Origin of the sequence: Burkholderia sp. PAMC 26561, from assembly GCF_001557535.2 — a bacterium.
Taxonomy (GTDB): Bacteria; Pseudomonadota; Gammaproteobacteria; order Burkholderiales; family Burkholderiaceae; genus Caballeronia.
This window is the reverse complement of sequence record NZ_CP014310.1, coordinates 249,327-269,091: the sequence shown is the minus strand read 5'-3', so window position 1 is coordinate 269,091 and position 19,765 is coordinate 249,327. Positions and strand designations below refer to the sequence as shown.

Here is a 19,765-nt window from a genome sequence, read left to right as displayed (position 1 = left end):
ATCTCCAACAACCTGACAGTGCCGCCGAGCCAGCTTTCCAACAATGCAACCTGGCGGCTCACCGCGCCGTGCGTGACGTTCAGTTCCGTGGCGGCCTTCGTGAAACTCACGTGCCGGCCGGCAGCTTCGAAAGCCCGGACTGCGTTCAGCGGAGGAAGTTTTCTTGTCATGGTGGAGAAATTCTGTCGACCCGCCCATCAAGGTCGGGTCAGTTTTTCTCACAAGGCGTGATGTTTCGTCAATTGCGTCAAACCACGACGGCGACGACACTGCCCGTATTCCCGAGAGAGGCTTGTCTTCCCGCGGACGCATTCGAGGAGCAAGAGTGAGACAACCCGAACCACGCGTGCAACCGCACGCGCACCAATATCCGGGTCGCCCCGGACATCAACACCGGCAAACCAACAGGAGACGACGCACATGAAGGCGGCTCCTTTTGACTATTTTCGCGCACGCAGCGTCGATCACGCGCTCAGCCTGCTCGCGCAGCACGGCATCGACGCGAAACCGATCGCGGGCGGCCAGAGCCTCGTGCCGATGATGGCGTTACGGCTTGCGCGCCCGGCAGTGCTAATCGATATAAACTGGCTCGCCGAACTCAAGCAGGTCGAGATCGGCGCCGAACGCGTGGTAACCGGCGCGGCGCTGCGTCAACGCGATATTGAAGACAACCGCGCGCTGCACGCGGCAGTGCCGCTCGTGCGCGATGCGCTGCAATGGGTCGGCCACGTGCAGACACGCAATCGCGGCACGGTCGGCGGCAGTCTCGTGCATGCCGATCCGTCGGCTGAGTTGCCGCTCGCGGCCACGGTGCTCGGCGCGAAATTGCGCCTGCGCAGCGAGGCCGACGGCGTGCGCGAAGTCGACGCGTCCGAATTTTTCCTCGGCCCGATGTTCACCGCGCTCGGCGAAACCGAATGTCTGGTCGAAATCGAATGGCCGGTATGGCAAGGTCCGGGCGTGTTCACCGCGTTCGACGAAACGGCGATGCGCCACGGCGACTTTGCAATGGCCGCTGCCGCCTGTCAGCTGCAATTCGATCCGGACGGTATCTGCGTGCGCGCGGCGATCGGACTCGGCGGCGTCGACGGCACGCCGCTCGCGTTTCCGGCCCTCGCGGCGCAACTATCAGGAAGGCGAATCGATGAGCGCATCGCACGTGAGCTCGCGCACGCGGCCGTCGAGCAGGCGTCGCCCGGCTCGGACCTTCACGCGGACAGCGACTATCGGCGCCACCTCGGCGCCGTGATGATGACGCGCGTCCTGATGGACGCGGCGAGCCGCGCCGGCCGCTAAAGCGCCCGCCCCCAGAACGAGGAGACCTTTTCATGTCCAATACGCTCGTCCCTGTCGAGATCAAGGTCAACGGCGTGATCCAGCCGCGCATGGTGGAACCGCGCACGACGCTGGTCGATTTTCTGCGCGAGCATCTCGCGCTCACCGGCACGCACGTCGGCTGTGAGCACGGCATCTGCGGCGCCTGCTCGGTGCTGCTGAACGGCGACCCGGTGCGCTCCTGCTGCATGTTCGCCGTGCAGGCCGACGGCATGTCCGTCACTACCGTCGAAGGTCTGGCGCCGGAACGCGGCGCGCTGACGAGAATTCAGGATGCGTTCTGCGAAGCGCACGCGCTGCAATGCGGCTATTGCACGCCGGGCATGCTGATCGCGTGCCACGGGCTGGTCGCGAAGCACCCGCACCCCGACGAGGCGCAGATTCGCAATGCGATCGACGGCAACCTTTGCCGTTGTACCGGCTACCAGCAGATCGTCGACGCCGTGAAGCTCGCGACGCGCTCCGAAGACGCCGTCGCCGCGGGAGAATCGAATGTCTGACGCCAAAGGTTTCCGGTATATCGGCAAGCATAGGCGCGCCGTCGAACATCGCCGCTTCGTGGTCGGCGCGGGGCATTATGCGGCGGACGTGCAATTGCCCGGGCTGCTGCATGTAGCGATCGTCGCGAGCCCGTACGCGAGCGCGCGGATCGTGTCGATCGACGCGTCGGCCGCACTGGCGCTGCCCGGCGTGCATGCAGTCGTGACAGGAGACGAACTGAACGCGGCCACCGACCCGATGCTGCCGGGCGTCGATGCGCCGCAAGTCACCCGTTATCCGCTAGCCAAAGGCGTCGTCCGCTATGCGGGCGAATGGGTCGTAGCCGTGGTCGCGGAAACGCGCGCGCTCGCCGAAGATGCGAGCGAACTGGTGATGGTCGAATACGAGGCGACGCCGCATATCGTCGACCCCGAAGCCGCCACGCGCGACTCCGCACCGCTCGTGCATCCGGCGCACGGCTCCAATGTGATCTTTCAGCGCAAGTTCGTGTGGGGCAGCGTCGACGAGCACTTCCGTCAGGCGGCGCACCAGTTGTCGTACCGGGTGCGTTGGGCCCGCAGCTCGACGGTGCCGATCGAGACGTTTGTCGTGGCGAGCACGTGGAACGACGCAACGCAGATTCTCGATGTGTGGGCGTCGATCCAGATGCCGAAATTCCCGGACCAGCTCGCCAAGTGTCTGCGACTGCCGGGCAACGGCGTGCGCGTTCACTTCGACGTCGACGTCGGCGGCAGCTACGGCGTGAAGCGCGGCCTGAAGCATTCGATTCTGGTCGGCTACCTCGCCCGCAAGCTCGGCCGTCCCGTTCGGTTCCTCGAAGACCGCATCGAAAATATGCGCGGCGGCGACATGCAGGGTCCGGACCGGATCTTCGACGTGACGCTCGCGTTCGACCGCGACGGCACGATCCGCTCGATGCGGATGCGCGCGCTCGACGACATCGGCGCGTATTCGGGCCGCTCGCCGCTGCAGCTCGGCAAACCGGTCGGCGCGATCGTCGGGCCGTACCGGATTGCCAGCGTCGAGTACGAAGCGATCTCGGTGTTGACGAACAAGACGCCGCAGGAAGCCGTGCGCGGCTTCGGCCAGGCGCCGACGAACTACGCGATCGAAACCGGCATCGACAAGGTGGCGCGCTTCCTCGGCATGGACCGCATTGCGTTGCGCCGGCACAACCTGATCGGCAAGGAGGAGTTTCCGTATCTGATTCCGAGCGGCACGCACTACGACTCCGGCGACTACGTGACGGTGCTCGGCAAGGCGCTCGACGCCGCATCATTCGACCGGCTCGTCGAGCAACGCGATGCATTGCGGGCCCAGGGGCTGCTCGCCGGCATCGGCGTGTCGACCTGTCTGGAACCGTCGGGCGGCAATTCATCGTTCGAGCCGTTGTTCAATCCGAAGAACGAAACCACCACGTGGATGGATTCGTGCCTCGTGCGAATCGATCTCGCTGGAACGGTCACCGCGCTGATGGGCACGTCGACATCGGGTCAAGCGCATGAAACGCTGGTCTCGACCGTCGTCGGCGAGATCCTGCTGCGGGAGCCGGACAGCATTCGCGTGCTTCATGCAGACTCGTTGAATGCGTTGCCTTCAAACAGCCCGGTCGGCAGCCGGATGGCGATCATGCTCGGCGGCGCGGCCGCTGGCGCAGCGAAAAAATTGCGCGCCAAACTGCTGCGCATCGCCGCGCACAACCTCGGACTCGACGAAGCGCAACTGACGTATCAGGATGGCGTCGTGGTGGCCCGCGACAACCCCGAGCGGCGCATCGAATGGGCGCAACTGGTGGAAATCGCGCACCGCAAATATCACTGCATGCCCGAAGGCATGGAGCCGGGGCTGCAGGAAAAGTTCGTGTGGGAAGTGCCGACCGGCGGCAAGATGCCGACCGAAGACGGCCGGGTGCAGATGTACCCGTGCCATTCGTTCGAGTCGCATGTGAACCTCGTGAGCATCGACCGCGAAACCGGCAAGGTGAAGATTCATCGCTACGTCTGCGGTCACGACTGCGGCGTGATGATCAGCCCGGACGTGGTGCACGGCATGACGTATGGCGGCATCGCACACGGACTAGGCGCGGCGCTGATGGAAAAGTTTTCGTTTTCCGATGACGGGCAGTTGCTGTCTGGCACGTTCATGGATTACCTGCTGCCGAGTGCGCAGGAAGTGCCGCCGATAACGATCGTCGACCATTGCACCCCGTCGCCGCTGACGGAATTCGGCCAGAAAGGTTCCGGCGAAGCCGGCTACCTCGGCAGCCCGGCCGCGATTGCAAGCGCCATCAACGATGCGCTGGCGCCGGTCGGCGCGTCGATCGACTCTCTGCCGATGACGCCGCAAGCGATCTGGCGCGCGTTGCAATCGGCCGCATTGAAATTTCAGGAGGTGAAATGATGAGCGACGTCACTCTACGCCGCGTACGCGGCCCGGCCGGCGAAATCGCGGTCCATGTTCAGGGCGACGCCGGTGCGCCGGCGATCGTCATGACGCATTCGATCCTGTCGTCGAGCATGATGTGGGAAGCGCAGGCCGCATTGCTGCAGGCGCAAGGCTGGCGCGTGATCCGCGCCGACACGCGCGGGCACGGCGCATCGCACGCCGGCACCCCGCCGTGGACGATGGACGACCTGGCCGCCGACACCGTCGCCGTACTCGACGCGCTGAAGATCGAGCGCGCGCACTACGTCGGTCTGTCGCTAGGTGGAATGAGCGGATTCGGCCTCGGCATTGCCCACGCAGATCGGCTACTGAGCCTCTGTCTGTGCGACGCACGCGCCGACGCGCCCGCCGCATTCGCCGCGCCGTGGGACGAACGCATCGAGATCGCACGACGCGACGGTTGCGGCGCGCTCGCGGAGTCGACCACCGAACGCTGGTTCGGCAAGCCGTTTCTCGAGGCTCATCAGGAACTCGCGGCGCGCTTTCGCAGCACGGTTGCACAAACGTCGACCGAAGGCTTCACCGGGTGCGCGCGGGCTATCCAGAAGCTGGACTATCTCAGCAACGTCGCACGCATCGGCGTGCCGACGACGCTGATCGTCGGCGCCAACGACGGCCCGCTGCCGCAGGCCATGGAGCACATCGCGTCGCTGATTCGCGGCGCGCGGCTGGAAGTGATTCCAGACGCCGGCCATCTGCCCAATATCGATCAGCCCGAGGTATTCAACGACGCGCTGCTTCGGCATCTCCAACGCGCGCAAGACGCGCAACATGCCGGCTGACGCAAACGCACGACGCGGCGCGGGTGCAAGCGCACGCCGCGCCGACCTTCAACCCCTTACGCCCGACACTACACCCATGAACGAACAGATCAAGATCGAGCAGGATGGCCGACTCCTTCGCATCACGCTGAACCGACCGGAGGACAACGGCATTTCCGACAGCATGGCGGCCGCCCTCGTGGATGCCGTCACCAACGCGCACACGACGTCGGACGCCGTGCTCCTGCGTAGCGGGGGCCCCGACTTCTGCACCGGCCGCGTGCGCGATGCCGGCGCGCCGCCGCCTGCCGCCGAAGCGTATGCGCGCCGTCCGGAATACGACGCGATCTTCAACAGCTACAAGGCGATCCGCGGCGCGCAGGTGCCGGTCGTTGCCGCGCTCGAAGGCCGCGTGATGGGTTTCGGCACCGCGATCGCTTCGCTGTGCGACGTATCGTTCGCGAGCGACACGGCCACGTTCAACATCCCCGAGATCACTCACAATGTGATGCCGACGATGGTCATGTCGGCGCTCTACGACCGCGTGAACCGCAACGCGATTCTGTGGATGGCGTATTCGGCGCAGTTCATCAATGCGCAGCGCGCGCTGGCCTATGGTCTGATCAGCACCGTCGTGCCGGCCGCCAGCCTGAACGACGAGGCCGAGAGCTTCTGCAAGGTTCTGCTCGGCCGTCCGCGCCCGGCCATCCTCGGCCTCAAGGAATATCTGCGCGTGGCGCCGCGCATGGACGAACAGGGTGCGATCGACTACGCCCGCAGCCTGCATTCGATGGTGAACACCGCCGCCGCGATGAAAAAGCACGCGTGAGGCCGTCATGGAAATCAACGGCACCCAGCTCATTCCCGCACCGCGTGCAGAAGTATGGCGTGCGCTGAACGACACCGCTGTCCTGAAACAGTGTCTGCCCGGCTGCGAATCGGTCGAAAAGACCGGCGAAGGCGCGTACCGGCTCGTCATGGCGGTAGTGATCGGACCGCTGCGCGCACGCTTTAACGGCACCCTGCGGATGACGGAAGCTAATCCGCCGCAGTCGTGCGTGATGGTGTTCGAAGGTCAGGGCGGCGCGGTCGGTTTCGGCAAAGGCTCGACGAACGTCACGCTGACCGAAACGTCCGCCGGCACCGAACTGACCTACTCGGCCCAGGCGCAGATCGGCGGCAAGCTCGCGCAGGTCGGCTCGCGCTTGATCGACAACGTTGCGAAGAAGATGTCGGATGACTTCTTCGCGGCGTTTCGCAAGCAGCTGGCGCCGGCTACGGCGGCCGAAGCGCCGGCCGGCCCGGCTGTGCGGGCCGCGTCGGGATCCGCATCCACGGCCGGAACCGAACCGGCCCAGGCATTTAACGGCAACAACGGCACTGGCGGCGGCACGAAGGCGCCCGTTGTCGTGCCGCAAGCCGAAGCCGCCCGTGCTGCCGCGGCCACGGCTACGCCGCCACGCGCGGCTCCGTCCGCCGCTGCGGCAGCCAACGGACCGTTCGTCGTCCCCGGATGGTGGCTTGGCGTCGCGATGCTCCTCGGCGTATTTGCCAGCTTCGCCGGCGCGCACTGGATGCATTGACGCCCGGGACCGACGCGATGGACCGCATGGACGACGCCGAGACGGCAGTACTGAACCGCGCGCTGCAATGGGCCGAAGAGCGCGCGGTGACGCTCGTAACGGTGGTGGCGACATGGGGCTCGTCCCCGCGCCCGCCCGGCTCGCTGCTCGCCATCCGCGACGACGGCCGCTTTTGCGGCTCGGTGTCCGGCGGCTGTGCCGAATACGATCTGGTGGACACCATTCGCCAGCGGGCCGGCACGCCGTCCCTCCCGGAAGTCGTCACGTATGGGATGGCGAGCGAAGAGGCGCGCCGCAATCGCATTCCGTGCGGCGGCACGCTGCAACTGGTGATCGAACCGGTACGCGACGCAAACAGTCTGCGCGAGGTGTGCGAGGCGATCGGCCAGCGACGACGGGTGGTCCGCACACTCGATATGGCGAGCGGCGCCGCTACCGTGCGCGAGGCCCGCGGCGGCGACGCGATTGGCCTCACCGACGCCGCGTTCCAGATGGTGCACGGGCCCCAGTGGCGCGTGTTTCTGATCGGCGCCGGCGAGCTGTCGCACTACTTCGCGCTGCAGGCCCGCATGCTCGGCTACGACGTGACCGTGATCGACCCGCGTGACGACTACGTCGCAAGCTGGACGCTGCCCGACGTGCCGATCGTCAGCGGCATGCCTGACGACGTGCTCGGCGCTCACACGATCGATGCACGCACTGCCGTCGTCGCGTTGACGCACGATCCCGTTCTCGACGACCTGGCACTATGGGAAGCGCTGAAGTCCGAAGCGTTCTACGTCGGGGCGCTCGGGTCCGGCGCCACCAGTGCGCGCCGTCGCGAGCGGCTCGCCGCGTTCGATATGACCTGCGCGGAGATCGACCGCCTGCACGCGCCGATCGGACTGCCGATCAACAGCCGTACGCCGCCCGAAATCGCCGTTTCCATCGCCGCGCAAATGACCGCGATACGCAATCGCGCAGGCGCCATGCCGGCCAAGCGCGTGACGACCTCCGTCGGTTCGTCCACCGCCGCGCCCTCCTGTGCATTCGCGTAACAGATACCGCGCGCAGTGCATTCACAGAAAACGACCAACGACGCCTTTCCATCTTGAATTCCGCTCCTTCCCTCCGACTGCCCATCTACCTCGACTACTCCGCGACCACGCCGGTGGACAAGCGCGTCGCCGAGAAGATGATCCCGTATCTATGCGAGCATGTCGGCAACCCGGCGTCGCGCTCGCACGCCTATGGCTGGGACGCGGAACGCGCGGTGGAAAACGCGCGTGAAGAAGTGACCGCGCTGATCAATGCCGATCCCCGCGAAATCATCTGGACCTCGGGTGCCACCGAGTCCAACAATCTCGCCATCAAGGGCACCGCCGAATTCCTCCGCAGCCGCGGAAAGCACCTGATCACCGCGAAGACCGAACACAAAGCCGTGCTCGACACGATGCGCGCGCTGGAGCGCGACGGATTCGAAGTCACGTATCTAGACGTACGGGAAAATGGGCTCGTCGACATCGACGCGCTGATCGCGGCGCTGCGCGCCGACACGATCCTCGTGTCGCTGATGCTGGTGAACAATGAGATCGGCGTCGTGCAGCCGGTCGAAGAGGTGGGGCGGCTCTGCCGCGAGCGCGGCATCGTCTTTCATATCGACGCCACGCAGGCGCCGGGCAAAGTGCCGATCGATGCGCATGCTCTCAACGCCAGTCTGATGAGCATGACGGCGCACAAGGTTTACGGGCCGAAGGGCATCGGCGCGCTGTTCGTGAGCCGCAAGCCGCGCGTGCGCGTTGCCGCGCAGATTCACGGCGGCGGACACGAACGCGGCATGCGTTCCGGCACGCTCGCGACCCATCAGATCGTCGGCATGGGCGAAGCGTTCCGGCTTGCGAGGCTGCAGATGGCCGAGGACAACGCGCGTATCGCCGGTTTGCGCGACCGACTGCTTCAAGGCCTCGAACCGATCGGGCAGACCTTTCGCAACGGTGACCCATCGCGCTGCGTGCCGCATATCGTCAACATCAGCTTCAACTTCGTCGAGGGCGAGTCGCTGATCATGGCGGTCAAGGACCTGGCCGTATCGTCCGGGTCGGCATGCACTTCGGCATCGCTGGCCCGTCGTATGTTCTGCGCGCGCTCGGGCGCAGCGATGAACTGGCCCACAGTTCGATCCGCTTCAGCATCGGGCGGTTTACCACCGCGGACGAAGTCGACTACGCGGCGGCACTACTGCGCGACAAGGTTGCGCGACTGCGGGAGATGTCGTCGTTGTGGGAGATGCATCTGGATGGCGTGGATATCGATACGATCGCGTGGGCAGCGCATTGACGATAGCGCAGGAACTGCGCGTCTACGTTAGACCAAAAGTCAGCCATGAATGAAGGAAGGAAGGAGAGACAAAAAAAGATACTGCAAGCCTAACAGCATTGTGGCGGCTGATGAATAGCTATGAGGTCCGTTGACGCCTAGCACGCGGCGTATGGCAGAGAAGCCCACGAGGGCAGGCATGAAGGTCGGGCGTGCCAACCGAAGGTCCGTTATCTGGGCGGAGCCGACGTTCGAATGCCCGCTTGAGAACGCGGTCGAACGTCCGTAGATGGCCGGTCCGTGTCTGACGGCAATCGGCGGCACCCGATCCACAAGGGACGATCGAGCTTGCCAGGAACGGACATTCGCGACTTCGCTCGACTACGTGTTGACTTGCGACGTGAGGCTTGCGGGATCGCGAACCACCCACTTCAAGTCACGGCCTCCGCTGCAAAAGTCCTTGAGCCGTCATCGCCAATAAGAGTCGCTCAGCGCCGATAGCAAAGCCGGCACCCTCTTGATATGCACCACCGCCCACCACTTGCTGTTGCGCTCCGAGTTCCGTACAACGCATCTCGAAACCCCGACCGTTTAGATAATAACTGAGGCCTCTGCGGGCCGAACCGTCGATTTGATATCGGAGGCCAAGCGAATCGAAAAAACCGGTCGCTATCTCCTGGCTACGTTCAACCGCCGATTTCGCATCGGGGCAAAGATACTCAAATCCCAGTTGGGAGAATTCGCGGTAGCGGCCGGCTTGCGGTCGCTCATAGCGGTAACACCGAGCAATATAAAACAACATCCGCTCCCGTCGGCCGCCCAACAATTCGGTGCATCGCTCTTGGAATAGTGCTGTCGCCTCAGGAATTAGGCAGCAAGCCCGTCCCTTTTTATCTGGAAATGCCCACATCTGGCCGATAACTTCGCTGCCGCCGGCCTTTTCAATGAACGTGTCTTGCGACCACAAAGCCGGGACAATCGCCTCCTCTGCTCCAACGTTAATGAAGATAGCTCTGGAATTGCGTTTCCAGAGCGCGAATTTGCGCGGCTTCCTTGCCAACGACAAAACGTGTTCCGCGAATCATAGTCATGAGAATCCTCTTGTGTGCTGGAAATAAAAAAAGGCGCCTTAGGCGCCTTGGTCGTTGTGCATGGAGCGGGAAACTGCCATCCCGAATCTCCTGCTATGGACGTAACGAACCACGGCGCATCGAACGACGACCGTGATGGTGGTGACACTTGATTGACACGTTACGAATTTCCATAACGTTGATCTTGACATACAAACTGACGTCGTTGCAACTGACGATTTCGGCATCGATGTCGACCTTCTCAATGTGGCCGCTTGCGGGCAAACACTGAACCGACGGTGCGGCCTGCAGCTTATCGTTTCGTTACCGGCGCAGGTAGACCCATTTCGGCCCTCGCAATTACCCGGGAACGAACCGTCAAACGAGCATGCCGGGAACGCACGAGGCACCTAGATCTGCTCAGCCAGTTGTGAGGAATTGAATCATTTCATAAGCCAACGCATCTGGCTCTTCCAGCATCATCATATGGCTGCTTTCACGTACCGACAGCATGACCTGGCAGGAATCCTTTAACGCATCGGATTGCTGCTGAACCCCGAGAAAGTATGCTTGAAGCATCTTTCTGTGCCACTCGGGCAGTTGCGGCGGTAGGCTCAGCCGATTTGCGCGAAAGATAAGGCTCGGCGAGGCAACCGAGCGGACCAAATCGAAGAAGCTGCGGTCATTGAGAAACGCTCCATACAAAGCGCGAATTCCCCGTATCGCCCCAATGTCCGTCCGGAATGAATAGCTATCGTTGGCGATAGGATTCAGCGTACGCCTCATAATCTCTGCACTATCGGCCGGCGACAGGCCGTAGGAATCGATTACGGTTTTTTGAAGCTTAGCTACTGCCTTGCTCGTCAAGTTTGGTTGCGGCTGCACCCAGCCGGCCCGCGCCCGCTCTTGATAGGTTGCCGCTTCTACGGGAGAAAGCCCGACATACTCACTGGCAAGTAGCGCAAACCCATCCAGATCGATTACGTGGCTAACATCGCCATACCGCGATGTATATAGGAATGCTAGGACACCTCCGAGTGAATGGCCAGCGATTGTAATATCGGCAGTCGAATAGCTTCGATGCACGGCCCTTATGTCTTCCAAAATAAGATCAACATTCCATTCCCCCGACTCGGACAAGCCGTGGCCGCGCAAATCCAAAGTGATGACGTGCCGTATTGACGTCAATAAACGCGTCATTGGGTTCCAATCATCGGCAGTTCGTCCCGCTCCATGGAGCAATAGCATGACCGGCCCGGTTCCCCCGTGATCTTGGACGGCGAGTTGTAGAGAACCGGACTGTACAAACCTTTCAATTGACTGTGTCATCGCTCATTGTCGATTTGCCACTGATCGACTGTCACCAGTATAGATTTGCTTGTCTAATGGCCGTTCTTGGCCGCTGTCTGCCTGACGCTGATCGGCGGCACGCTACCAAGATCGGAGCTTCCTGCTATCCACACCGGGTATCGGGTCACAATTTTTGCGTGCCGAGCGAGGCTCCAAGCACTTTTTCAATCGCTTGAACCAAAGCAGGCCGAAACATCCGGTCTGTAGTAAAACCTGCAACGGAGATACCCGGGTTAGGCGCGTAATAGACGGCGGTCCCCCAGAAACCAAGGTGGGAAAATACTTCGTGACCGCCTATAGCGCCAGCAGAAACTCCTCCCCGGTAAGCTTCGGAACCCTCGTGAGGGCCGGCCCGCAGCATCTCACACAAGGTTCTCGGCGATTCAAAAATGCCACCTTCGAACAGGTTCTGCATAAATGTTGCCAGATCACGTGCCGACATCATCAGGCCGCCTCCACCGTACAAGTCCATTGTCGCGTTGATTTGGGTGACATCAATCCCATCCAGGAATTGACGCGCAGCTCGGTTGGCTTTCAATGGCCGGGGCTCGACCACTTCCCACCATGTCGAGTCCATACCAAGGTGGTCGAAGCGCATCTCGCGTCGAACAACGTGAGCGAGCGGTTCTCCCACAAGTCGCTCAATAATGTCTCCCAGAAAAATGTATCCGGTGTCTGAGTATAGGTACTGAGCCCCCTTGCTATTACCCACAAATATGCGGGTTTTTGTTAGCCTATAAAAATTAGCACTACTACGTTATGAAATGAATAAGAACGAGTCTCAGAGACAACGATCGCAGCCCGAAGAAGGGTTGCCGTCGGATGAGGAGGATTGGCTGAATCGCGAAAGCGCCCAAGGCAATTTCCGTGACCAACGACTGAAGAAACGCTTCAAAATGTTGCTAGACCGTCTATGGAAGGGTATGGGCGAAACCATCCCCTTGGCTTGTGTTGACTGGGCCAACACCAAGGCGGCCTATCGATTTCTGGACAATGACGGCGTAAGCGAACAGGACATCCTGAGCGGTCATTTTCAGGCAACGGCGCAGCGCTTTGCAGTGACCGAAGGGCCGGCTCTTGTGCTTCACGATACGAGCGCGTTCCTGTATGAAAGAGAGCACCCCGAACTCATCGGTTACGCCAGCAATACGATAACCGCCGCCGAACGGCGAGGCCGTCCCAAGCCAAGCTCCCAATGCGGCGTCCTGATGCATTCGAGTCTGGCGGTTACAACAGACGGATTGCCGCTCGGGCTGACGGCCATCAAATTCTGGAGTCGGAAAGAGTTCAAGAACACGACGAAGTTGAAGCGCAAGGTTAATTTCACGCGCGTACCGATCGAGAAGAAAGAGAGCTACCGCTGGCTTGAGAACCTTCGGCAGTCCACGGCACGACTCGGCGATCCGGATCGCTGTGTACATATCGGTGACAGGGAGAGCGACATCTTTGAACTGTTTTGCACTGCCCGCGAGGTTGGAACGCATTTTTTGGTGCGCACCTGCACTAACAGGTTGGCTGGCGACGGCGGACATACCGTTGCGGACGAGATGTCAGAGGTGCGGGTCAAGGGATTGCATCGGATCGAGTTTCGCGACTCCAAGGGGTGTCCCCAGCAAGCGCTTCTGGATATCAGATATCGGCGCATCACGGTCTTACCGCCCGTCAGCAAGCAGCGGCACTATCCGGCACTCAAGCTGACCGTTATTCATGCGCTGGAGCGAGGCGAGCCAGTGGGTCGACCACGTATCGAATGGAAGCTGCTTACAGACCTGCCGGTGAACTCACGTCCCGAGGCGATCGAAAAGATCGACTGGTACGCGATGCGTTGGAAAATAGAGACGTTCCACAAGATCCTGAAGTCCGGCTGCAAGGCTGAAGAGTCGCAACTGCGCACCGCAAGCCGGCTGACGAACCTGATCGCCATCTTCTGCATCCTCACATGGCGGGTCTTCTGGCTGACCGAGCTCAACCGCTGCGCGCCGGACGCGCCACCCCAAACGGCGCTTACACAAACAGAGACCGACCTCGTCGAGCGGCTCGTCAAAGATACAGCATGCACTGCACAGGCGCCTCCGCTGTCACGCAGTCTCATCAAGCTCGCGCAACTCGGCGGTTATCTTGCGCGCGCTAATGATCCCCCACCGGGCAACACGGTTATCTGGCGAGGTATGCATCGTCTCATGGACATCCAGCTTGGATATTGGCTAGGGCGTGGAAATTGTGGGTAATCGCAAGACTGAGCCCCAGGTTTACCTTGCGGGGGAGCACTCGCAACAGCAAGGCGCACCTGTTCTTCACGCGTCCACTGGTGCTCAGGATTTTCAAGTACCGTTTTGATGTAATCGTCGTCGGCATGGTCGCAGAGCCCGGCGCTGTGATTTAAAAGATTCAAGACTGTGATCGACTCCGTATAACCACGAGTGGTCAATAGGGCATTCAAGAGCGGCGAACATAACGAATGAATGGTCGCATCGAGTTCGATCCTTTTTTGCTCCCACAATCGATATACGGTGGCCGCAACAAGTGTCTTGGTGTTACTAGCAATTCGGAAGGGCGTGTCGCAGGTTAGAGGCTCTGCAAGACCTTGATCTGCCCAGCCCGTCGCTGCGCCCCATGGCCGAGCAACGGCCTTTCCGGTAACAAAAAATGCAGTATCTGCCCCGGTTGCGGCAAAAACGGACGTAATTGTTTCAGGACTCAATGTCGCTCCCGTTCGGTACGTTAATCTGCGTTGGCCTTTGCACCTTTCATACACATGCTGACGTGAACGGCTAAAAAATGAACGAAAGGCAATTCACTAGATTATGAACAATCACAGGCAGCAAGATCGATCCGCTGTTTATCGCGAGAAGTGCCAGCAAAGTGCCAATAACTGCTGTAATCACAAATGCTAGCCAATCGAAACCGAGACGAAACTCCGTGCTGAATGTCACCGCGTGCACTAGTCCGAAGAGAATCGACGTAACCAGGACCGAACCTAAAATGACCCATCGATCATCGCCTTGTGTTACCCGTCGACCCGCAACAAGAGATCCCAGGACGCCGGCTCGGAAGACGGTTTCCTCATCGATCCCGGGCATGGAGGCTTCATAAAAAACTGTTTCCCAAGTTGGAGTGTGGTTTCCTCCGCCTGTTGCCACGTTGACTAAAACCGAAGTAAGCAGCAGTAAAGCGATGAAAGCGGTACTCACACTCCCGGAGCCGGGACGCTGCCGGAAGGTAACAAATCGACGGGCGGCGTCGCCAGCCTTGAAATTGAAAACGACGAGATAGGTAGCGCAAATACTGAGCAACTTGCCCATCCAGTTCCAGTGTCCCACTCTCAGCGACGGCAAGGCGAAAGGAAGGAGGAGAAAAACACCACTGATCAGAAAGATGACAAAGGCCATCGCAAGATACTGCCATTGCGATTTCGTCATCGGACGACTCAGCAGCATCGCGATGAGAGCGGTGACACACCCGGAAAGCCCCAACGTGGCCGCACGCGGGAGAAGATCTACCATAGATTTTATAACGGCGTGGTGTCTCGGACACCAATGATCGCTGTTTCAGAAACGCCAATATTAGGCGAACAAAAATAGCCATTCGATGGTTCAGACGGTCGGATCCAGAAAAAGCGCCTCAAAACACCGAGCAACAGAGTGAACCGGGCAGCTACGAATTACCATATGCCCCGAAATGCGCGGGTACCGGGGCCATACGCGTCGGCGCATGCTCGTAGTCGACCCACTTCGGCCCGTCGATGCTTCCGGAAGGAGACATCGGAGATCGTACGTGAGCGTTAGTTTCTTCCCGCCCAGCGCGCTCGGAGAGGAGGTCAAGCTTGCGTCCGCAGCCACTCATGTAAAAAACGAGGCAAAATTCGAGGCGTGCTGCATTGATAAAACAGGAAGAAAAATGGTCCGTTCCAGCTTTCTCTTCGCTGTCCTTAAGTCTCGGAACCTCACTGGCGCATCCCGCCGGTTTTCATTCATTGAGATTCCGGGCAACGGGTCACTTCAGCCTCTAAAAGGTGCTGTTTGGTATCTGTGCAATCAACTGCCACGCAAGGGAGGTTGGGCCCGTCCGTGCTGTTTGTTGCCAAGGATTGTCCAGTCACGGGCGATAAACTATCGCTTGTCGTTATATCCCATGGTTTCCTGCTGCCGTTGGGAAATGTTGCTCATCCGCCCGAGGGATGGACGGGGCCTGAGCCCTATACGCGCTTCCTACTTTCGGCGTTCGATCGGTGGATTGAGTTGGACGGCGCCGCCCCGAGAATCCGGCTGTTCGAGACACTCATCCGCGGCCATCTCGGACAGAAAGCGCATCTCGATGCACTTGGCGGCGATCTCGGGGCGCTATGTGTCGTCGAGACCAACGGTGCCATCGGCATCAGCGACGTGATCCGCTTTTGCGGCGGCACTGTTGCAAAGGATGGCATCACAGTCTATGACACACCGTTTTCCGAGCACGCTTCGAGCCTCGGCGTTGACCTCGTGCAGGACCCGGCGCCAGCTTGTAAGCGCTGCAGCGAGTTCGCTGCATGCGGAGGTGGTTACGTACCGCATCGGTTCGACGGCGTAAACTTTCAGAACCCGTCGTTGTATTGTCAGACCCTCTTCGCGCTTTCCCGGCGTGCAAAGCAAACGCTGATGGATGCGCTTCCGCCGTCAATGATCCGTGAGACCTCAACATGAACGATCTCGGGGCTGCACTGTTCGAGCAGTTCTCGCACCCGGGCGCCAAAGTCAGCGAAGGGCTATTCGCATGCATAGCGGGCGCCTACGCCAACGTAGCGATTGCAGAGACCATTGTCGAGCCTCTGCCGGTAAAGTTCCATGACATCGACGGCCAGCTTGACGCCGCGCTTAACGCTTGGATCGAGCGAGACAAGTCCTTAGGCGACGTCTGGCGACTGAGTCTCGCGAAACTCGGACGTTCCGTACTGGAGCGCAACAAAGAGGATCAGGCGGAGTGCCTTGGGAGAACGTGTTTAGATATAGCATCGCAACTCGATGGCTTCACCATTCGTTTCAGCGCATCGAGCGGCCTCCCACTTTGCGTCGCCGGCTACGTGTTCCGGCCAAGCGAAACAATTTTCGCCAGAAAGAGTGGCGAGATCCTCGAACTTTGGTTTGGTGGACCTTCACCGCGGCGTCGTAGTCGATGGGCAAGGCGCCCCTCCGCGGCGCCTTTCTCGTTTCGAAAACATCCAGATTATTCCTACCGACAGCACGGCAGGCGACATCTGTAGAAAGTCGAACCAGTGGATCACCATCGATTGGGATACGATTGGCGAGTCGGACCGCCATGTGCTTTTGGATGGTGCGTGCGCGCTGCTGGCGCAAGCGGCGCCCGAATACGCACGCTGGGTAACTCGCGTGCTGAACTCCATCGTTTTGTTACCGCATCTCGCAAACCGGTCTTGCAGTGGAAGCTGGGCGGACGCGTCTGGGACGATTTACATGACGGAGCCGGTCTGTGCGCTCGAGGCTGCGGAGATTCTCGTGCATGAATCGTCCCACCAGTATTTCCATATGCTTGAGAAGGTGGGTTCCTGCCTTAAACCCGGCTGTACCGAGATGTATTTTTCTCCGCCCGTTCAGAAGGAACGGCTGCTGGACCGAATTCTCATCGCCTATCATGCATTCGCAAACGTATTGATCATGTACTTAAAAGCATTCCGCAACGGTTATGGCGATCAGTACACCGTCAACCGTTTCAACGCCTTCGTCTCCGATGTGGCGGTACTGGAAGGATATCTGGCGCGGAGCGACGGCTTATCGGACATCGGTCGGTCGATTTTCGAGCCGTTGCGCGGCGCGCTAGCTGAAGCCGACGCTGGGCACCAGTCGCATGTCCGCCCGCAAAAAAGTTAGTCTAATCTCGTTTTTCTATCGAACTGAATTGTGGTTATGTAAAGCCTGCCGGGATCAAGGCCGGACCGAAGATTCGATGTATTGACGATTCCCACCATCATCCAATACAGCCGACAAATCGCCGCCCAATCGATTTTCACTAACGTCCCCATTCGCGTGAGCACTGGACAACCCGTATCGCGTTCCGCCGTGCTTTCATAATGGTTGTTCTAACGTCTGGCTGCCTGCGTCACTAGTGACTTATCGTCCTGTGGACCAGGACAACGTTGAACAACCCTCAGCAACACCTGCCAATCGAGGCGTTACTTGAATGTCTGGTAACTGCAGCGAAGGTGACGTTCGAATGTCTGCCCGAGAGCGAGGCCGGACGGCCGGACATGGCCGCCTGCTGCCCGACGCATCAGGCACCTCTCGACCCACAACTGCCTTTCGACCCAATGCGAGGGCTATGGCCGGTTGCAAGGGCGGAACGGCCATTGGCGCGGTCTGGTCGTCGATGAAGCCTGAGCGATAAAACGTCCTTGTACATATAGGCGCTGCCTCGGCAGAGGCAGAAGCGCCGCCTGAGGCGCTGCGTTCAGAGGAGTGTAAAATGCCGCCGGGTTTTCGGATTGGGTACGAATCCTTGCCCGATTGGGTGAAACTTCGGAACCGGCGCGATCGTCGCGGGATATCCATTGATGAACACCTTCCTGCCACGTCACCTCCACGGAAGAGGCAGAGGTCACAATTCCCGTCTGCCCAGCCATAACAACAATAGCGTCTGACGCAACTATGCCGATAAGCAAAGTCGACAAGAAAACCCTGGAAGAAGCTGCGCTTTCGGCATTCGCGGGGAAAATGAGAACGCTTAGCGAAGGGCTCGAGTTCCGCAACGAATTCGGCCCGCTAGCTACGGTTTTCTGGGGCCGACTGTCAGCTGGTGTCGACGTAGAGATCACCCTTGCCGACAACAGACTTCGGAGCGCTATAAGCTAGATATTGTCCAGCGATGGTTGAAGCGGGAATTGCGCGTTCTCAACGCGCAGAGAGTCGCTCGTAGTGAAAACAGCAATCTACCCGCGTATGGTTTCCGCTTCGCTGATGCGACTGAGTTTCTGCGAGGGTGTCGTTCCGTTCGACTTGGAATTCTTCGTGAAGCTTTGCTTACTGAGTTGCATGACCTCAGCAGGCTTGAGACTCCGGAGGAGAGGCAACGTTCTCGCCTTGAAGGGGACCGGTCTGCACTGCGACCCGTGCGCCATCAGGCCGTCATCGACCTTGTCCGAAAGGCCAAGGTCAATATCTCGCGCTGGTACATGCGAATGGACGGTACCCCGGCCGTAACTCCGCGAAGCAATCCTCCCTATTGCTATAACTGGGCCTTTGGAGGCATTGAGGAGCCCGCAGTTGGCTTCTTCTGGTTTCAGTCCATCACGTTCGCTGCGGACACGCTGGAAATCCAAGCCAATCTTCGGGAGTGGGCGCTCAAGCTGGAACGCTTCGTCGCGACGGAGCCCAATGAGAAAGCACGCGATCGAGCGCGAAGCCAGGCGAAGCGGGCACGTCAGTTGGACGAATTGTTGCGCGACGCTGCCTCCGGCGACGGCATCCTTCGCGTAATTGTAGTTGAGGGAGATATGGCCACCGAAGAGCGGATGGGGCGTGAGTCTTCGGTGGTCCGTTTGCGGCATCTCGATCCTGAGCCGTGGCGCATCGTGAGCTACGACAAATTGAATGGCGCATGTATCCTGCATCGGGGCAAGTCGGAGAACGTCAGCACGGAATCACCTGCCAGCCATGCTGGCGAAGCACCGGCATACGAGGACCAGCACGGCACCCCCGGCACGGACGTGCCTGTCAGGGGTGCAGTGACGGGTTCGGTTTTCGTACGTGACCCGGCGGTTCGTGCCAGTGTGCTGGAGCGCTCAAACGGCCACTGCGAGTATTGCGATACGCCAGGATTCCAAACGAGAAATGGACGGCTGTACCTCGAAACGCATCACGTCATCCCTCTTTCCGAGAATGGTCCAGACCGGATCTGGGATGTCGCTGCGCTATGCCCGAATCATCACCGCGAGGCCCACTCAGGTGAACTTGCGCCTGCGATCAGGACGGCGTTGCTCGCAATGCTAGACGATGCGTTCCCACCTGAGTTCCAGGACAGCGAAGGCTCAGACCTCGTAGTGACGCACTCGAACTGACTGAATCGTCCGGTAAGCGAAGCTCCTCGCGGCAGCCGTGCCGGCCGCAGCCTCGGTGGCAATATGAGCGGAGGCAGCGATGACGTCGGTGCCGCACTCGATCTATGTATCGGCCGGTAGTCGATCCCTGATGCCAAACTGCAGCCGCTCAAATTCGCAATCAAGCGCTAGTGCAGAGCTGACGTCTGAGTGACTGAGTGAAATGGCGATCGAGGGTCGCTTGGTGGCCGGGCACCGTCTCATAAGACTGGCATGACTCGCCCGCATCTTTCACGCCTGCGAACGACAGCAGGCGACCCCTTTGGGCACTTTCCAGAGGTCTGATCCGGGTGCACACCCCAAGTTTTGACTACAGGTGCGGTGGCATCGGCACCTCCTCGA

The 19,765-nt window shown here is 60.3% G+C and carries 17 protein-coding genes and 2 pseudogenes; 13 read left to right on the top strand and 6 right to left on the bottom strand.

Annotated elements, in window-relative coordinates; genetic code table 11:
• Positions 1 to 23: 23 nt before the first annotated feature.
• Positions 24 to 170: pseudogene (locus AXG89_RS31765) on the bottom strand (LysR family transcriptional regulator); the annotation flags it as partial.
• 250 nt (positions 171 to 420) lie between these two features.
• Here AXG89_RS31765 and AXG89_RS31760 point away from each other — a divergent pair.
• From AXG89_RS31760 to AXG89_RS31725, 8 genes and pseudogenes are all read left to right on the top strand, one after another.
• Entirely contained in the window at positions 421 to 1,296 is an 876-nt protein-coding gene (locus tag AXG89_RS31760; protein WP_062174561.1) for an FAD binding domain-containing protein, read from the top strand.
• 32 nt (positions 1,297 to 1,328) lie between these two features.
• The gene (locus AXG89_RS31755; protein ID WP_062174559.1) at positions 1,329 to 1,835 is read left to right on the top strand and encodes a (2Fe-2S)-binding protein; all 507 of its coding nucleotides are present in this window, start codon (positions 1,329 to 1,331) and stop codon (positions 1,833 to 1,835) included.
• Positions 1,828 to 4,236 (top strand): xanthine dehydrogenase family protein molybdopterin-binding subunit, encoded by a 2,409-nt coding sequence (locus AXG89_RS31750; RefSeq protein ID WP_062174557.1) that lies wholly within the window; start codon positions 1,828 to 1,830, stop codon positions 4,234 to 4,236. Before AXG89_RS31755 ends, AXG89_RS31750 begins: the two co-directional genes overlap by 8 nt.
• On the top strand, positions 4,233 to 5,063 hold the full coding sequence (locus AXG89_RS31745) for an alpha/beta fold hydrolase (protein ID WP_062174555.1): 831 nt from the start codon (positions 4,233 to 4,235) through the stop codon (positions 5,061 to 5,063). The genes AXG89_RS31750 and AXG89_RS31745 overlap by 4 nt, the downstream gene beginning before the upstream one ends.
• Positions 5,064 to 5,139: 76 nt before the next feature.
• The gene (locus tag AXG89_RS31740) at positions 5,140 to 5,871 is read left to right on the top strand and encodes an enoyl-CoA hydratase/isomerase family protein (RefSeq protein WP_162916180.1); all 732 of its coding nucleotides are present in this window, start codon (positions 5,140 to 5,142) and stop codon (positions 5,869 to 5,871) included.
• A gap of 7 nt (positions 5,872 to 5,878) precedes the next feature.
• Positions 5,879 to 6,625 carry a CoxG family protein gene (locus tag AXG89_RS31735; protein WP_069638479.1) on the top strand — a complete coding sequence of 249 codons (747 nt, stop codon included), beginning with the start codon at positions 5,879 to 5,881 and terminating at the stop codon, positions 6,623 to 6,625.
• A gap of 26 nt (positions 6,626 to 6,651) precedes the next feature.
• Entirely contained in the window at positions 6,652 to 7,662 is a 1,011-nt protein-coding gene (locus AXG89_RS31730; RefSeq protein ID WP_069638495.1) for an XdhC family protein, read from the top strand.
• 53 nt (positions 7,663 to 7,715) lie between these two features.
• Positions 7,716 to 8,941: pseudogene (locus tag AXG89_RS31725) on the top strand (IscS subfamily cysteine desulfurase).
• A gap of 415 nt (positions 8,942 to 9,356) precedes the next feature.
• Here the strand turns inward: AXG89_RS31725 and AXG89_RS31720 are convergent.
• The 3 genes from AXG89_RS31720 to AXG89_RS31710 form a co-directional block, all read right to left on the bottom strand.
• Positions 9,357 to 9,980 (bottom strand): ATP phosphoribosyltransferase regulatory subunit, encoded by a 624-nt coding sequence (locus AXG89_RS31720; RefSeq protein ID WP_062174891.1) that lies wholly within the window; start codon positions 9,978 to 9,980, stop codon positions 9,357 to 9,359.
• 430 nt (positions 9,981 to 10,410) lie between these two features.
• Positions 10,411 to 11,190 carry an alpha/beta fold hydrolase gene (locus AXG89_RS31715; protein WP_062174551.1) on the bottom strand — a complete coding sequence of 260 codons (780 nt, stop codon included), beginning with the start codon at positions 11,188 to 11,190 and terminating at the stop codon, positions 10,411 to 10,413.
• A gap of 274 nt (positions 11,191 to 11,464) precedes the next feature.
• The gene (locus AXG89_RS31710) at positions 11,465 to 12,052 is read right to left on the bottom strand and encodes a serine hydrolase domain-containing protein (RefSeq protein ID WP_062174549.1); all 588 of its coding nucleotides are present in this window, start codon (positions 12,050 to 12,052) and stop codon (positions 11,465 to 11,467) included.
• Between the two features lie 52 nt (positions 12,053 to 12,104).
• Between AXG89_RS31710 and AXG89_RS31705 the strand changes: the two genes are divergently transcribed.
• Complete coding sequence (locus AXG89_RS31705) at positions 12,105 to 13,568, top strand: IS4 family transposase (protein ID WP_062174547.1); 1,464 nt, start codon at positions 12,105 to 12,107, stop codon at positions 13,566 to 13,568.
• On the opposite strand, the gene AXG89_RS45080 is transcribed toward AXG89_RS31705, so the two are convergent.
• Positions 13,454 to 14,095: a serine hydrolase domain-containing protein gene (locus AXG89_RS45080; protein ID WP_442861781.1), complete on the bottom strand. Its 642-nt coding sequence runs from the start codon at positions 14,093 to 14,095 to the stop codon at positions 13,454 to 13,456. The two genes, AXG89_RS31705 and AXG89_RS45080, sit on opposite strands and share 115 nt — an antisense overlap.
• A gap of 16 nt (positions 14,096 to 14,111) precedes the next feature.
• On the bottom strand, positions 14,112 to 14,759 hold the full coding sequence (locus tag AXG89_RS31695; RefSeq protein WP_162916178.1) for a CPBP family intramembrane glutamic endopeptidase: 648 nt from the start codon (positions 14,757 to 14,759) through the stop codon (positions 14,112 to 14,114).
• Between the two features lie 636 nt (positions 14,760 to 15,395).
• On the opposite strand from AXG89_RS31695, the gene AXG89_RS31690 reads away from it, so the two are divergent.
• From AXG89_RS31690 to AXG89_RS31675, 4 genes are all read left to right on the top strand, one after another.
• Positions 15,396 to 16,019, top strand: a complete 624-nt coding sequence (locus AXG89_RS31690; RefSeq protein WP_062174543.1) for a hypothetical protein — start codon at positions 15,396 to 15,398, stop codon at positions 16,017 to 16,019.
• Entirely contained in the window at positions 16,016 to 16,576 is a 561-nt protein-coding gene (locus tag AXG89_RS42535) for a hypothetical protein (protein WP_162916177.1), read from the top strand. The genes AXG89_RS31690 and AXG89_RS42535 overlap by 4 nt, the downstream gene beginning before the upstream one ends.
• A 58-nt stretch (positions 16,577 to 16,634) precedes the next feature.
• Positions 16,635 to 17,201: an aKG-HExxH-type peptide beta-hydroxylase gene (locus AXG89_RS31685; protein ID WP_162916176.1), complete on the top strand. Its 567-nt coding sequence runs from the start codon at positions 16,635 to 16,637 to the stop codon at positions 17,199 to 17,201.
• Between the two features lie 1,007 nt (positions 17,202 to 18,208).
• The gene (locus AXG89_RS31675) at positions 18,209 to 19,384 is read left to right on the top strand and encodes an HNH endonuclease (protein WP_162916175.1); all 1,176 of its coding nucleotides are present in this window, start codon (positions 18,209 to 18,211) and stop codon (positions 19,382 to 19,384) included.
• Positions 19,385 to 19,765: the final 381 nt, after the last annotated feature.